This is a genomic window from Novosphingobium sp. ERW19 (assembly GCF_012641315.1).
GTDB lineage: Bacteria > Pseudomonadota > Alphaproteobacteria > Sphingomonadales > Sphingomonadaceae > Novosphingobium.
This window is the reverse complement of the sequence record NZ_JABAIC010000007.1, coordinates 96,941-110,885: the sequence shown is the minus strand read 5'-3', so window position 1 is coordinate 110,885 and position 13,945 is coordinate 96,941. Positions and strand designations below refer to the sequence as shown.

Here is a 13,945-nt window from a genome sequence, read left to right as displayed (position 1 = left end):
TCAGGCGGTCAGAACTTCAAGCGCCACGCGCTCGGCCGATTCCAGCGCACCTTCCAGCCCGCGCGCGCCCTGTGCGGTATGCTCGCCACAGAAATGGACGCGACCGGCGGGCTTGATCATCTCGTCGAGCCATTTGACCTGGCCCGGCCCGAAGAACGAAACGTCACCACCATTGAAACGCTCGTCCGCCCAGCTGAAGTAGCTGTGCGCGGCGACCTTGCCCTTGGCAGCGGGGCGCAGGGTCTCGATCTGGCGCACGACCATCGCCTTGGCGGCGTCTGCCCCCATGCGGTCCCAGTAAAGCGCCAGATTGCCGCGCGCCTGAACGATGAAGCCGGTGATCTCGGCAAGATCGGCGCCATAGCGCTGCGGCATGACATTGCCCAGCGGACCATCGGTCCACATGCCCGGCGCCAGCTTGTCCTCGTCCCAGAACGGAGAGGTGGCGGTGACGAACACCATCGAGATCGGCTGATAGCCGAGCTGGCCCACGGCCTGCGCCTGCAACCCTTCCAGCGCTGGCAGCACCTTGACGTTGCGCAGGGCGGAAAACGGCAGCGAGCAGATCACGTGCGGCGCGCTGAAGGTGGAGCCATCGGCGATGTGCACGGTCACGCTCGCGCCATCCTGCGTGATTGCCACCACCTCGCGCCCCAGCAGCACGTCACCCTTCAGCAGCTTGGCCATGCCGGTTGCCAGGTGAATGTTGCCGCCCTTGACCGAGAGCGATTCAGGGCCAGCGGCCGCCTGCCCTTTCACGAAGCCGTCGTTGTATTCCATCATCAGGGACGAGACGTCCCAGGCATTCACGCCGTAATAGGGCGCAATGTCGTTGCACAGGTGGATCGCCGCGTCCGAAAGGCCCTGCGCCTTGAGGTATTCGTACAGCGAGATATCGAGCGCGGCATTGGCCGGATCGTGCCAGCTTGACCAGTCGGCCAGGCGGTTGTTGTCCGAAACCAGCTTGCCCACGACTTCGCCGGGCATCAGCATCTTCAGTTTTTCGGGCAAGGGATTGCCGGGGAACGCGGCCCATTCGGCGCGGGTCATCGGCTTGCCGTTGATCCACAGCAGCGGCGGCGGGCCGGAGCGCCAGCGTGCGCCCACCTCGACCATCTCTACGCCGGCACGGGCAGCGGCATCCAACCCGCGACCGTAACCGGCCGCCATCGAATTGAAGCCCATTTCCGGGTAGCCCGGCTGATCGAGCAGCGTCCAGATCCGCCCGCCGACGCGCTCGCGCGCTTCGATCACGGTAACGCTCTTGCCTTCCTGCTCGAGCATCCACGCCGCCTGCAGGCCGGAAACCCCTGCGCCCAGCACGATCACGTCGCTTTGCCCGGGCTTCTTCGGCGCCACCGCAGGGCTGGCCGCCTTCTTCGCCTTGCGCGCCGCCAGCGCGGGTTGCGCCGCGCCCATCGCGGCAAGGCCGAGGCCACCCAGGCCCGCAAGCGAAAAAGTGCGCCGGTCCATCGTCATAATCGTCACGTTCCCTTGACCGCCACCCATAGGACAGGCGTCTTCGCGTTGCCAATCGCCACATGCGAAGGCCCCATGTCGATTGCACGAGCGGTGGTCACCACCAGTCGGATAGGCCTCGCCGCAGTTCGGAGACGCGTCGCCGCCGATCAGGATCGGGGCAACCCCCGAGATTCTCCGAGTGGCGGATATTGTGCAGCGCAATCGTTGTGAACGACCGCCCCACGCGCAAGCCTCACGATCCGAAAGCAGGCCATCCAGCAGGATGAGCCCGCAGGGTACGAGTTGATCAAAAAGACTTCAGACGTGTGCCAATCCGCCTTTGGCGGACTTTCTTGACGTGCCGGTTACATTCAAACGTTCTTATGGGGGGAACCATGAAGAATTTTGCAAATAGGACATCCGCTTCCGTTCTGGCCATAGCACTTTCGGGCATGGCACTTTCCGCGCCGGTCACCGCTTTTGCCGCTGATGAACAGCCGCAGGCTTCCGAGAACGAGGGCGGCCTCGGCATCATCACCGTCACCGCCCGCAAGCGCGAGGAAAGCCTCCTCGAAACGCCGATCGCCATTTCTGCCCTGACCGCGCAGGACATCGAGAAGCGCGGCATCACCAACGTCAACGACGTCGTGCTCAACACGCCGGGCATCAACGTCTCGAACAACAACTCCGGCCGCAATGACCGCTCGTTCCAGCAGATCTCCCTGCGCGGCATGACCCCGTCGACCACCACTTCGACGCTGACCGCCAGCTTCATCGACGGCGTGCCCGTGGCTTCGGCAACCGCGCTCAACGCGATCACCGATCCCGCCCGCATCGAACTGCTCAAGGGCCCGCAGAACGCCTACTTCGGCCGCAACGCCTTTGCCGGCGCGATCAACGTCGTGACCAAGAAGGCCGGCAATGACTTTGGCGGTTCGATCACCGCCATGGCTGGCACGCGCAACAACTTCGATGCTTCGATTGCCCTCGAAGGTCCGATCATCGCCGACGTCCTGAGCTTCCGCATCACCGGGCGCCAGTTCTCGAAGGACGGCTCCTACCGCAACGGGGCCAACCCGGACGAATCGCTTGGCGACCAGCGCACCCGCACCGGCACCCTCGCGCTCGAGTTCACGCCTTCCTCTTCGCTGAAGATCCGCGCGCTCGGCCTCTACTCCGAAGACGATGACGGCCCGTCGGCGCAGGGCATTCTGTCTGGCTACGAACTGCGCGCCAACAATGGCAACATCAACATTCCGGCGCGCAGCGGAAACAGCAACGGCACGCTGATCCTGCCCAGCAGCGCCAACTGCACCCTGAACGGCACGAACCCGTTCCTTTGCGGCGCGTTGCCCGCACTGCCGGCAGGGTTTGGCCCCATGCAGAATACGCAGGAAGATGCCCTGCTCGCCGGAATCCTCGGCAACTATGCGTCCCGCTTCATCACCCCCGGCAAGGGCGTCAAGGGTTACGGTCTGGTCCGCCAGTACTACCACCTGCACCTGAACGTCGACTACGAGCTCGGCGATACCGGCGTCACGCTGTCGTCGCTCACCGGCTACAACAACGAATCCTATTCGGAGCTGGCCGACCTCGACAACTACGACAGCCGCCTGCTGCGCAATCCGCTGGCCACTGTCGCGAACGGCCTGCGCTCTTACTGGTCGTTCCCCTTCCTGGTCGAACGCAAGAACCAGGACTTCTCGCAGGAACTGCGCGTGTCCTATGACAAGGGTGGCGCGCTCAAGGCGATGCTTGGCGGCAGCTACCTTGAAACCAAGACGCAGTCCGATCTGGTCAGTGTCTTTGCCGAGGAACAGTTCGGCGCACCGCGTGCAGCCAGCTCCTACCAGCCGCCGGCACGGGCCGAAACCTGGGGCGTGTTCGGCAGCGTCAGCTATGATGTCACCGATGCGCTGACGATCAGCGCCGAAGGTCGCTGGCAGCGGGACAAGATCTACGCTTACGTCGGTGGGCGTTCGCTGACGATCGGCGCTGCTGCGGCCAGCACCTATGGCCTGCCCGCCGGCACCTTCGCGCCGCTTTCGACCTTCTTCAACAAGTCGTTCGACAACTTCATGCCGCGCGTGATCGTCAACTACGACGTCACACCCGACGTGATGGTCTATGCCTCGTGGTCGAAGGCCGCCAACGTCACGCTCAACTCGTTCAACACCAACTTCCTGTCAGGTTCGGCCGGTGAATTTGCCGCAGCACAGTCGATCGGCCTTGGCGTGATCGTGAAGCCCGAGAAGCTGACGAACTACGAACTTGGCCTGAAGGGCAAGTTCCTCGATGGCAGGCTCTACGTCACCGCCGCAGCTTACCTTGCCGACTGGAGCGAGCAGCACAACAACCGCTCGGTGGTGTTCCTCGACACCACCATCCCCAACGCACTGCCCTCGATCGTCAGCGGCGTGGCCAATACCGGCACGACGCAGGTCCGCGGTTTTGAACTCGACATCAATGCCGAGCCGTTCGACGGGTTCACCATCAACGCTTCGGGTGCGATCAACGACAGTTCGATCCGAGTCTTTGCCGATCCTGCGATCACGCGCCTCACCGGCGTTACCGGCGCGGGCTTCAAGGGCAACCAGCTGCCGCTGACCTCGAAGTACTCGGCCAACCTTGGCGCGCAGTACACTGGCAAGCTGGGCGAGGAGAGCACCTGGTTCGTGCGTGGCGACATGTCCTACAAGTCGCGCCAGTTCGTCGATCCGGCCAATCTCACCTGGATCAAGGGCCGCACGCAGGTCAACGCCCGCATCGGCTTCACCAAGGGTGCGTTCAGCGGCGAGGTCTTTGCCGTCAACCTGTTTAACGACAAGAACTACATCTCGGTCAACCAGCTGAACCTGCTTGAGCCCACCTTCGCGCTGGCCGGTGCTGCGATCGGTTACCTCAACGTCGGCTTGCCGGAACTGCGCACCGTCGGCTTCCGCGGCAGCTACAAGTTCTGATCCATCCGGCCATCCGGTCGAACAAAAAGGGGCGGTGCAGCGATGCACCGCCTCTTTTCATGTCCGGATCACATCAGGCCGTCCGCAAGGTTTGATCTGCGCCCGATCTACGATCGATGCTGCATGGCAGGCCTCGCCAGTCGGTCAGCCCTTCGCATCCCACAGCGGCTGCAGGATTGCGCCGGGGTTCGTCAGCATCTCGGGCCGCCGCTCCCGCGTCGCCGCAACGAAGGCGGGCGGCAGCGAGTCCGGCGAAGCGTTCTGGCGGCCGATGCCGGTGGCGGTCAGGTGGCCGGGACGGTCGCCCATCTCCATCCACGGCCGCCACGAACAGACGTTGGTAAAGCTCACCTCGCTCGTCACGCGGGTCGCGCCGGGGCGGGTCAGGTCATGCCGCCTGGCATGGAACGTATTGCTTTCCGAATAGCGGAAGGGCTTTGCCGCGCCGGGGAAGGCAAGCGCCGTGCGCGAACGCTCGGTCACCCACACATCGTCGCCGCGCACGTCGAACGGCAGCACGTCGTGCTCCATCTGCAGCCCCGGGATCTCGCGGGCGATATGGAACGAAAGGTCCCTGCCGAAGCGGATCTTCGATGGCGGCATGCCCCCGGTCGGCACCTTGCAGGTCTTGCCGGTATAGGGATTGTCCCATGTCTCCAGCGCCTTGCCGGTCACAGGATCGGTGAACCACGCGAGTTCGAAGTTCACCGCCTCGAACCCGTCGGCGACCTGCCGATAGCGCGACCATACCGCCGAGACCACGGCAAACAGCGGGTCCATCCGGTCTTCCACCACGCCATAATACCGCGCCGAAACCCAGCTGGTGATCAGCCCCTCGTCCAGCGCGCCACGCATCATGATGAAGTTGCGAAAGCGACCCTCGGCGCTCGTCACGTCGAGCAGCCCGCCACCCTTCGTGGTCGTGGGACGAGCAGCAAGCGGCGCTGCCAGCAGCGATCCAGTGACGGAAAGGCCGGTAAGCACGTTGCGGCGATCGATCATGGGCATCCTCATCCACACGGAAGGCAGAAGGCTGCGATGATGCGTCAGGGCGCGGCCATGGCGGCAGCTTCGCTGCGTTTGGCCGCAGGCCGGATAGCCCGCTCAGCCCTCGCGATATCGGCCCAGCGTGGCGATCAGGACCACCACCAGCGCCAGTACCACGGCCGAACCCAGCAGCGCCGCGTCATAACTCCCCAGCGCGTCATAGGTCTTGCCGAACAGCATCGGCCCCAGTCCCGCGCCAAGGCAGAACACACCCAGCACGCCGCCATAGGTCGCGCCATAATTCGCAAGCGCGGCATAGCGGCCGGTGAAATAGGCCAGCATGTCAACCTCGGCCCCGGCGGCCAGCCCCAGCATCAGCGCGGCAACGAACACCGGCCCGCCGCCATAGAGCAGCAGCGCCGCAACCACCGGCGAGAGCAGGAACAGGGCCGCGACATAGGGCGCGTGGAACCGGTCGAACAGGTAGCCGACGACCAGCCTTGCCACCACCACCGCCACGCCCACGCCTGCCGCAACCTGCGCCGCGTCCGCCGCCGCCATCCCGCGATCGACCAGCATCGGCACGAGATGCACGATCAGCCCCGCCACGATCAGGCCGAGAAGGAAGGCAATCAGCAGAAGCATCAGAGTCTGCCGGTTCACCTCGAACCGTCCCCTCGCCTTGGTGCCTTCGACAGGGCGGTCCGACGTGCCGACCAGCAGGCTTGCCGGCAGGCCGATCAGCAGTGTCGCCCCCGCCATGACCAGCACCGCCGTGCGCCAGCCGCTCGTCGCGAAGACCGGGCCGAGCAGGGCCGGCGCAAGGATCGCGGCCGTGCCGGTGCCCATCAGCATCAACCCCAGGGCGAGGCCCCGCGCGGCATCGAATTTGAGCGACACGATCCGCGCCCAGATCGCCGGCGTCGTCCCCGCGCCTGCCAGCGACACCACCAGCCATAGCGCGTCCCATGCCATCACCGAATTGCCCGTGCGCGATAGCGCCAGCAAGGCGATCGGCGTGGCGATGAAGCTGGCCAGCGCAATCGGGCGCGCGCCCCAGCGGTCTGCCAGCCAGCCGACCAGCGGGGCGGACAGGAAGATGCCGAACTGCTGGAATGTCGCCGCGCCAGAGACAGCGGCCCGGCTCCAGCCGAATTCCTCCTGCAGCGGCTTCACGAACAGGCCGAGCGAATAGAACCCGATGCCCATCGTGCCGACGCCAATGGCCAGCGCCGCAGCAAGCACCAGCGGCCAGCCGCGGGCCAGCTCGCTCCGGGCTGCGGGCGTCAATCCTGTGGCCATTGCTATTCCCTCATGCGCTTCAGATGACGATTTCTGCCGTGCTTCTGGCAGGCACGAAGGCCGGCAACAATACGAAGAAGGCCCCCGCGCGATCACTCCCGCGCGGGGGCAGGGATCGAGCAACGGTTGAGAGGGCGTTGCTCAGGATTCCTGTTCTTTGGAACTTGCACGAATCTGTAGGTTGAGGATGACCGGCAAGCGGTAAACATGCACGGCAACAGCTGATGCTATCCGCCACGCGGTCAGCGGTTCGCGGCAGCTCTTGCCCAACATGGGTGGCAGGCTCCATGCAGGCGCCGCGCAAGTGCGAAGCGGAGTCGCTTAGATGCTCAATACGTTCCAGCAGGCCGATCATCCCGCCCTGCCCAAGGCCACTGCCGACGAAGCCGCAAGGCAGGAGTTCACCAAGAGCTTCAAGGGCTTCATCCAGTCCACCCTGCTGCCCGGTCTCACCCCGATCTACCAGACACGCGTCGCCCGCCAGTTCGAGAAGGAACACGGCCGCGCCCCGCAGGACCGCCGCGACATTCGCAATGGCATGGTCGGCGACATCTACTTCCAGCACTATGCCGCTGCCAACCGCATCGCGCAGGAACTGCTGTGGGAATCGGTCAACGGTTCGGTCGATCGCCAGCTGCCGGAACTGATCGAACAGGCCAGGGCGCTGTCCGCTTCGACCAAGGCCCAGCTCGTCATCCCCGAGGGCTTCACCCCGCCGCGCTATGTCACCGCGCTCGACATTCACTGCATGCCCGGCGGCTATTGCAGCGAAGTGTGCGAGGACGACGTGTCGGTCGGCGCGCTCTACGATCGCGGCGTCTATCTCTATTCGATGGGCTATACCGGCCCCAACAACGACGACATGGGCCGTTCGGTGGTGAACTACATCAAGCGCCACATGCCCGATTTCAAACCACGCCGCATTCTCGACATGGGCTGCACGGTCGGCCATTCGACCCTGCCCTACAAGGAGCTGTTCCCCGAAGCGGAAGTGTGGGGCATCGACGTTGGCGGGCCATGCGTGCGCTATGCCCATGCCCGCGCTGCCGGCTTCGGTCTTGAGGTCAACTACGCGCAGATGAGCGCGGAGGAAACGACCTTCCCCGATGCACACTTCGATCTCGTCGTCAGCCACATCCTGCTGCACGAAACCAGCGGCAAGGCGATGCCGAAGATCTTTGCCGAGGCGCACCGCGTGCTCGCGCCGGGCGGGCTGATGATCCACGCCGACCTGCCGCCGTTCGACCTGATGGACCCGTTCACCCAGTTCATCCTCGACAACGAGACCTGGTACAACAACGAGCCGTTCTGGGGCGCGATGCGCGACATGGACCAGATTGCCCTTGCCGAAAAGGCCGGGTTCGACCGGGCGGACGTGCGCTTCGATACCGCGCCGATGGCCGTGATGGAATTTGCCGCGGCCGCCGAAGGCTACAGCCAGGAAGCCAGCGAGGCCGTGGCCGAGCGTGAATTCACCGCAGGCGAATTTGCCCCCGGCGGCGGCTGGGAAGTGCTGATCGCACGCAAGCCGCTCGAAAAGCAGATGGCAGCATGACCGGAACCGATACCATGACCGCCGATACCACAAGCGAACGCCCCCACGTCATCCGCCACGCCCGCGGCAAGCGCCCGGAATTCTACGAAACCCCCGGCCTCGATCACGTCATGTCGATGGTCATGGTGCTGGCCAACGAAGTCTCGGTCCTGCGTGACCGTATGGACAGTGCCGAGCGCGTGGCCAAGGCATCGGGTATCGATCTTGCCGCCGGGATCGAGACGCTCGAACTCGATCAGGCCGCGCTGGAGGAGCGCGAGGAGCGCCGCCAGGACTTCCTGCGCCGCCTGTTCTACCTCCAGCTGAAAGACGCCGACGAAGCAGCGCAGGCCCAGACGGCAGAAGGCTTCAACGCCACGATCGCGGAAATCGCGCTTCAGGACTGAGCGGGCAGGATTGACGGCACTCGCCGCCGATCCTCGACATCACTTCACCGTCACCCCGGGCTCGATCCGGGGTGACGTTGTGATGAAGCCCTGCGCGGAGCCTACTTGCGCAGCAACCGCACCGGCAGCACATCGCTGACCAGCGCATCGAGCCGCCTCACGGCGCCCTTGTCTCCCCGCCCGTAAGCGTCGACAAACAGCGTGGAAATCCGCGTGGCATCGGCAAGCCGGTCCAGCTGCTTCGGCCCCGGCAGGTCATAACGGCAGATCGCGCCGCCGAAGTAGTGGTCCACCCCTTCCAGCACGAGGCCATAACGGTTCCCGCCCGGCGCTGCGGCTTCATAGGGCACAAGGTGCCCGCGCCAGCCCTCGCCGGTCATGCCGGGCAGGAGGTCGGCGGTGCCAGTCTGGACCAGCGCCGGGACCGCAACCTTGCCATAGCCTTCTGCCGTGCACAGCACCGGGATCGGCGCAGGCGGGCTGAACGCCACCACCGCACGCGCGTTGGCATCGTGCAACGGCCCGCTCCAGCCTTCGGGCGGAACGGCCGCCGCGCCGCCCATCGTCAGCGCCACCAGTCCGCCATAGGAATGCCCGGCCGCGATCCACGGCCGCTTGCCGACATGAGCCGACAGCACGCGCATGTCTTCCAGCCGTGCCTTCCAGCTGGCAAGGCCGGGGAAGTCCTTGGCCCTCGGATGCTCGATGGAATCCACATGCAGCGGCGCGAGTATGTGAAAGCCCGCCGCCAGCCACGGGCCAAAGACCGCCTCGTAGAACCGGGGCGACGATGCCGCGCCGTGGCTGAACAGCACCAGCGCCTTGGGCGTCCCGCGCGGCTTCCATTCGCTCACGCGGATCTCGCGCCCGCCCGGGCCGGTCAGCGTGAACTGCCGTTCGGCCACGGGCTTCATGCCCATCGCGCCGAGCCGGGTGGAGGCGACCAGCGCCCCCGCCCCGGCCAGAAGACCGCGCCGATCGATCGGGAATCCGGCCATCAGGGTACCGGCTTCTTGAGATAGGCGATGATGGAGGCGCGCTCGGCCGCATTGGGCACGCCGCCAAAGGCCATCGAAGTGCCGGGGATCACCGCCGACGGACGCGCCAGCCACTTGTCGAGCGTGGCCGGGTTCCACACGATCGCAGCGCCCTTGGCCTTCATCGCCGCCGAATAGCGGAAGCCCGGTGCCGTGCCCGCCTTGCGCCCGACCACGCCGAACAGGTTCGGCCCGATCTTGTTCGGCGCACCCTTGGCAATCGAGTGGCACGCGACGCACTTGAGGAACGCGCGCTTGCCCGCAGCGGCATCCTGCGCCTGTGCGGGGGCGGCCAGAACCAGAGCGGCAGCGAGGGGGGCAACAAACTTCAACATTGCAGTCTTTTCCATTGTTTGCAGCGCGCGATCAACGCGAACCGTGCGCCTTGAGCCAAGCCCTGGCGCGCAGCCCGGCATTGGCGGAAATATCGGCCCAGAACAGGCCGACGTCGTGAAAATGCATCGAACCGCCCGGCAGCGGCTTCAGGCCCAGCGACGGCGCGGGCCACACGGTCAGCAGCCCGTCGCGGCACTCGGCGGCCACGGCTCCGGTCTGAACCGGCCCCATCGGCCCGAAGCCCGGATCACCGGCAACGGCGCCCTTCGCCTCGGCGGAAAGCGACAGCCGACGGCGCGTGTCGAACGTGACGGGGTTCACGCAAAGCGGCTTGCCGCCGTCCTTCCCACCATTCTGCGCCACGAAAATGTCGCGGTAGGACTTGAGCATCGGGGCGTTGTCGCTGCCCGCCAGCACCGCGTTCCACTGCACGAAGCACCCCGTCTGCGCAGGTGTGTTGCAGAACGGAATGCCCGCCAGCCGCGGGGACAGGTCACCCTCCATCAGGTTGATGCCGATGACATAGGCGGCCACCATGCGGCGCTGCAGCTTCGTGCCCTTGACCCGCTTTTCCAGCAGCGATGTGGTATGCGCCCCGCCCTGGCTGTGCCCGGCGATGATGAAGGGCCGGCCCTTGTTCTCGTGCGCCATGTACCAGTCAAACGCGCGCTCGACATCCGAATAGGCGAGCGCAAAGGCCTTCTCGCGGTTGGCAGGATCGGCCAGCGCCTTGGTGGTGGCGGCGCGATAGCGCGGCGCGAACACCCGGCAGCACGCCGAAAACGCGCTGCCCTGCCGCTGCACCGCACTTTCCTCGGTCCATTTCAGCACGGCAGGATCGAGCGGATCGTGGTTGTAGTCGGTCTGCGAACGCGTTGTCGTCGGGTGGATCCAGAACACGTCAACGCCGCGCAGCGCATGGGACGCCGCCACGCCCTGCGGCAGCTGATCGACCGTGCTCCAGTATTGCGCCTGCGCATAATCCGGCACCGGCACCTCGGCGAGCGCAGGCGCGGCAATTGCGGCGAGCATCGCGGCAAGGATCAGGCGCAGGCTCATTTGCGCATGATCTCGGCATCCAGCCAATAGCCGAACTCGTCGATCCAGTGATCCGCCGTCGTGCCGCGCGTTGCCATGCCGAAACCGTGCGCCCCCCGCTGATAGAGGTGCAGCTCTGGCCGATACCCTGCGGCAAACACCCGGTCATAGAAGGCACGGAAGCCCTGATCCACGGCCATGTCATCCTGCGCCATGACCATGAACATCGGCGGCAGGCGGCCCGGCGCCGGCGTCGGCGGCGGCAGCAGCCACGGCTCCTTTGAAGTGCCATGCGCGGAAGGAAGGTTCGCGGGCGGAATCGGCGGCGTCGGCCCGAACGGCATGCCATAGATAAGCGCAGCGAAATCCGGGCGCTCCGCCGGGTTGGGCGCAAGCATCGTCATCCCCGCCACATGCCCGCCCGCCGAAAAGCCCATCACGCCTACGCGATGCGGATCGATCTTCCACTTCGCCGCATTGGCACGGACGATGCGCAGCGCCTCCATCCCGTCCTCGACGCCGGGAATGCCGCCGACGCCCGGCGCCAGCGTTTCCAGCACGCGCTGCCGCATCGCCTCGTTGGTCTCACCCGGAGGTGACTGGATCAGGCGGTACTTCAGCACGAAAGCCGCGATCCCGTGCGCCGCCAGCCAGCGCGCCACGCGCGTGCCTTCGTGGTGGATCGCCAGCAGGCGAAAGCCGCCGCCCGGTGCGATCACCACCGCCATGCCGGTGGCCTTGGCCGGATCGGGCAGGAACGGCTGCAGTGTCGGCACGGTGACGTTCCACGCCTGCTCGCCATTCTCGCGCAGCTCTTCGCGCACCGGCACCTTGGCCAAGCCGGGCCAGTCCTTGATGGCAGGCACGCCTGCGGGCCACACCGGCATCGGCGCAAGTTCGCCCTCCTGCGCCAGCGCTGGCATCGCAAGCATCGGGGCAAGCAGCAGGGCAAGGCCGGCAAGGACGATCCGCAGCATCCACGCTTCTCCGGAAGGTTCGAAAGCGGGGACAGTGGCAATGCGCGAGGCCGCGCAGCAGGCCTGCGTCGCCACTATCCGCCCATCGGTCAGCGGTTTGCAAAGGGCGGCATCGGCGGGCTAGGGTCGGCCAAACTCTACGCCTTTCCAGGAGCGCCCCCGATGCAAGCCAGAGCCGTCCGCCTCACCGCCACCGGAGGCCCGGAAGTCATCGCCTGGACCGATGTCACCCTGCCCGCGCCCGGCCGGAACGAAGTGCTGGTCGAGCATACCGCCGTCGGCCTCAACATGATCGACACCTACCACCGTGGCGGGCTCTACCCGATTCCCATTCCCGGCGGTCTTGGCGTGGAAGCGGCAGGGCGCGTGGTTGCGGTGGGCGAAGGCGTCACCGCCGTTGCGGCAGGCGATCGCGTCGCCACATTCGGGCCTGAGCTGGGCGCCTATGCCACCGCGCGGATCTATCCGGAAAGCGCGCTGTTCAAGCTGCCCGATGGCATCGCCGACGAGATCGCCGCCGCCGCCATCCTCAAGGGCTTCACCGTCGAATTCCTGGTCGAGCGCTGCGCACAGGTGCAGGCGGGCTGGCCGGTGCTGGTCCATGCCGCAGCAGGCGGGGTCGGGCTGATGCTGGTGCAGTGGCTCAAGCACATCGGCGCCACGGTGATCGGCACCGTCTCCACTCCCGAAAAGGCCGAGGCCGCGCGCGCTGCCGGGGCGGACCACGTGATCGACTATTCGCGCGATGCCGTCGGCCCGCGCGTCCGCGAATTGACCGGCGGCGCCGGCGTGCGCGTCGCCTTTGACGGCGTGGGCAAGGACACGTGGGAGGCCAGCCTCGATTCCACCGGGCGTCGCGGGCTGATCGTCAGCTATGGCAATGCCTCGGGCGCAGTCAGCGGGGTGGCGCTCGGCACGCTGTCGCAGAAGGGCTCGCTGTTCGTGACCCGCCCGACGCTCTACCACTACTACGCCGACCCTGCCGAACGGGCGGCAGGATCGGCGCGGGTGTGGGACATGATCGCCAGCGGCGCGCTGGCCGTCACCATCGGCCAGACCTACCCGCTCGAAGAGGTGGCACAGGCCCACCGCGATCTGGAAGCGAGGAAGACCACCGGATCTACGGTTCTATTACCCTAGGGCTGCTCCCCTGAGCGGTGCGGTGCAAGTCCTGGACGACACAAGCGTCGTAAACCCACCCCCAGCCCCTCCCTTGAGGGAGGGGAGCGAGACTTGGCGGACCGCAGGTGCGCCTTAGTTGCAGCGGGGAGGGTTTCCGAACCTGTCGCGCTGATCAGGCGATATCGTTGATCCGCAACCGGGGCTTCACTTCCGCCGCGGCCTTTTCCGCCTTCTTCCGCCGTTCGAACACCGCCAGCATGTGCTTGCGGTCGGCAGAAGTGAGGATCTTCTCGCTTTCTACGAACTGCTCCTGCTCTTCCTCGCGGATGTGGTGCAGGTATTCGTGCTTGAGCGCGGCAAAGCGCTCCAGCCACTTCTTGCTGCCCATGTCGCGCGCGGCAAGATCGTCGAGCATCTTGTCGATGTCCTTGTGCTCGGCCACCGCATGACGGGCGAACTCGGTCGTCTCCGGATTGCGCAGCACGGTTGACCACAGCGCCTGCTCCTCGGCAGCGGCGTGACCCTTCAGTTCGTAGACCAGTTCCTCGAACAAGGCTGGGGCATCCTCGCCCTTGCCACCGGTTGCCTCCAGCATGGCCAGCAGCGCACGGTGCCGGTCGTGGTCCTCGACGAGTCGCCCGAAGATGTCGGGCAGCCCGCGCAGATCGGTTACCGGGGTCTGGCCGATCTGGGCCGGCACGTCGGGCGCGATGGCCTTGGCTTTCGCCACGGCCTTGGCTTTTGCTTCAGCAGGGTTCATCTTGGCAGCAGTCGCCATCTGTCG

The 13,945-nt window shown here is 66.0% G+C and carries 12 protein-coding genes; 4 read left to right on the top strand and 8 right to left on the bottom strand.

Features of this window, described 5'->3' with window-relative positions; all coding sequences use genetic code 11:
• Positions 1-1,479: an NAD(P)/FAD-dependent oxidoreductase gene (locus tag HGI46_RS14540; RefSeq protein WP_168904943.1), complete on the bottom strand. Its 1,479-nt coding sequence runs from the start codon at positions 1,477-1,479 to the stop codon at positions 1-3.
• 434 nt (positions 1,480-1,913) lie between these two features.
• On the opposite strand from HGI46_RS14540, the gene HGI46_RS14535 reads away from it, so the two are divergent.
• A complete protein-coding gene (locus HGI46_RS14535) occupies positions 1,914-4,421 on the top strand; it encodes a TonB-dependent receptor (protein WP_206065745.1) in 2,508 nt (835 codons plus the stop codon).
• A gap of 144 nt (positions 4,422-4,565) precedes the next feature.
• Here HGI46_RS14535 and HGI46_RS14530 read toward each other — a convergent pair whose 3' ends face one another.
• Positions 4,566-5,423, bottom strand: a complete 858-nt coding sequence (locus tag HGI46_RS14530) for a DUF1838 family protein (RefSeq protein WP_168904811.1) — start codon at positions 5,421-5,423, stop codon at positions 4,566-4,568.
• A 102-nt stretch (positions 5,424-5,525) separates the two neighbouring features.
• Positions 5,526-6,710 carry an MFS transporter gene (locus tag HGI46_RS14525; protein WP_168904810.1) on the bottom strand — a complete coding sequence of 395 codons (1,185 nt, stop codon included), beginning with the start codon at positions 6,708-6,710 and terminating at the stop codon, positions 5,526-5,528.
• Between the two features lie 325 nt (positions 6,711-7,035).
• Between HGI46_RS14525 and HGI46_RS14520 the strand changes: the two genes are divergently transcribed.
• Both HGI46_RS14520 and HGI46_RS14515 read left to right on the top strand, forming a co-directional pair.
• Positions 7,036-8,265: a class I SAM-dependent methyltransferase gene (locus tag HGI46_RS14520; RefSeq protein WP_168904809.1), complete on the top strand. Its 1,230-nt coding sequence runs from the start codon at positions 7,036-7,038 to the stop codon at positions 8,263-8,265.
• Positions 8,262-8,651 (top strand): hypothetical protein, encoded by a 390-nt coding sequence (locus HGI46_RS14515; RefSeq protein ID WP_168904808.1) that lies wholly within the window; start codon positions 8,262-8,264, stop codon positions 8,649-8,651. The genes HGI46_RS14520 and HGI46_RS14515 overlap by 4 nt, the downstream gene beginning before the upstream one ends.
• 101 nt (positions 8,652-8,752) lie before the next feature.
• Here HGI46_RS14515 and HGI46_RS14510 read toward each other — a convergent pair whose 3' ends face one another.
• From HGI46_RS14510 to HGI46_RS14495, 4 genes are read right to left on the bottom strand one after another with little or no spacing between them, the layout of a single operon-like run.
• Entirely contained in the window at positions 8,753-9,649 is an 897-nt protein-coding gene (locus HGI46_RS14510; protein ID WP_168904807.1) for an alpha/beta hydrolase, read from the bottom strand.
• Positions 9,649-10,023, bottom strand: coding sequence for a cytochrome c family protein (locus HGI46_RS14505; RefSeq protein ID WP_168904806.1), 375 nt, complete (start codon positions 10,021-10,023; stop codon positions 9,649-9,651). The genes HGI46_RS14510 and HGI46_RS14505 overlap by 1 nt, the downstream gene beginning before the upstream one ends.
• Before the next feature lie 31 nt (positions 10,024-10,054).
• Positions 10,055-11,083, bottom strand: coding sequence for a DUF3089 domain-containing protein (locus HGI46_RS14500; RefSeq protein WP_168904805.1), 1,029 nt, complete (start codon positions 11,081-11,083; stop codon positions 10,055-10,057).
• Complete coding sequence (locus HGI46_RS14495) at positions 11,080-12,114, bottom strand: alpha/beta hydrolase (protein WP_346766738.1); 1,035 nt, start codon at positions 12,112-12,114, stop codon at positions 11,080-11,082. The genes HGI46_RS14500 and HGI46_RS14495 overlap by 4 nt, the downstream gene beginning before the upstream one ends.
• Before the next feature lie 87 nt (positions 12,115-12,201).
• Here HGI46_RS14495 and HGI46_RS14490 point away from each other — a divergent pair, with 87 nt between their 5' ends.
• The gene (locus HGI46_RS14490) at positions 12,202-13,179 is read left to right on the top strand and encodes a quinone oxidoreductase (protein WP_168904803.1); all 978 of its coding nucleotides are present in this window, start codon (positions 12,202-12,204) and stop codon (positions 13,177-13,179) included.
• Positions 13,180-13,333: 154 nt separating this feature from the next.
• Here HGI46_RS14490 and HGI46_RS14485 read toward each other — a convergent pair whose 3' ends face one another.
• Entirely contained in the window at positions 13,334-13,939 is a 606-nt protein-coding gene (locus tag HGI46_RS14485; RefSeq protein ID WP_240946787.1) for a hemerythrin domain-containing protein, read from the bottom strand.
• Positions 13,940-13,945 lie beyond the last annotated feature (6 nt).

Coding starts and splice junctions, on each gene's coding strand:
- HGI46_RS14525 (WP_168904810.1), bottom strand. CDS start 6,710: ATGGCCACAGGATTGACGCCCGCAGCCCGGAGCGAGCTGGCCCGCGGC.
- HGI46_RS14485 (WP_240946787.1), bottom strand. CDS start 13,939: ATGGCGACTGCTGCCAAGATGAACCCTGCTGAAGCAAAAGCCAAGGCC.
- HGI46_RS14505 (WP_168904806.1), bottom strand. CDS start 10,023: ATGTTGAAGTTTGTTGCCCCCCTCGCTGCCGCTCTGGTTCTGGCCGCC.
- HGI46_RS14530 (WP_168904811.1), bottom strand. CDS start 5,423: ATGATCGATCGCCGCAACGTGCTTACCGGCCTTTCCGTCACTGGATCG.
- HGI46_RS14540 (WP_168904943.1), bottom strand. CDS start 1,479: ATGACGATGGACCGGCGCACTTTTTCGCTTGCGGGCCTGGGTGGCCTC.
- HGI46_RS14490 (WP_168904803.1), top strand. CDS start 12,202: ATGCAAGCCAGAGCCGTCCGCCTCACCGCCACCGGAGGCCCGGAAGTC.
- HGI46_RS14515 (WP_168904808.1), top strand. CDS start 8,262: ATGACCGGAACCGATACCATGACCGCCGATACCACAAGCGAACGCCCC.
- HGI46_RS14520 (WP_168904809.1), top strand. CDS start 7,036: ATGCTCAATACGTTCCAGCAGGCCGATCATCCCGCCCTGCCCAAGGCC.
- HGI46_RS14500 (WP_168904805.1), bottom strand. CDS start 11,083: ATGAGCCTGCGCCTGATCCTTGCCGCGATGCTCGCCGCAATTGCCGCG.
- HGI46_RS14510 (WP_168904807.1), bottom strand. CDS start 9,649: ATGGCCGGATTCCCGATCGATCGGCGCGGTCTTCTGGCCGGGGCGGGG.
- HGI46_RS14535 (WP_206065745.1), top strand. CDS start 1,914: ATGGCACTTTCCGCGCCGGTCACCGCTTTTGCCGCTGATGAACAGCCG.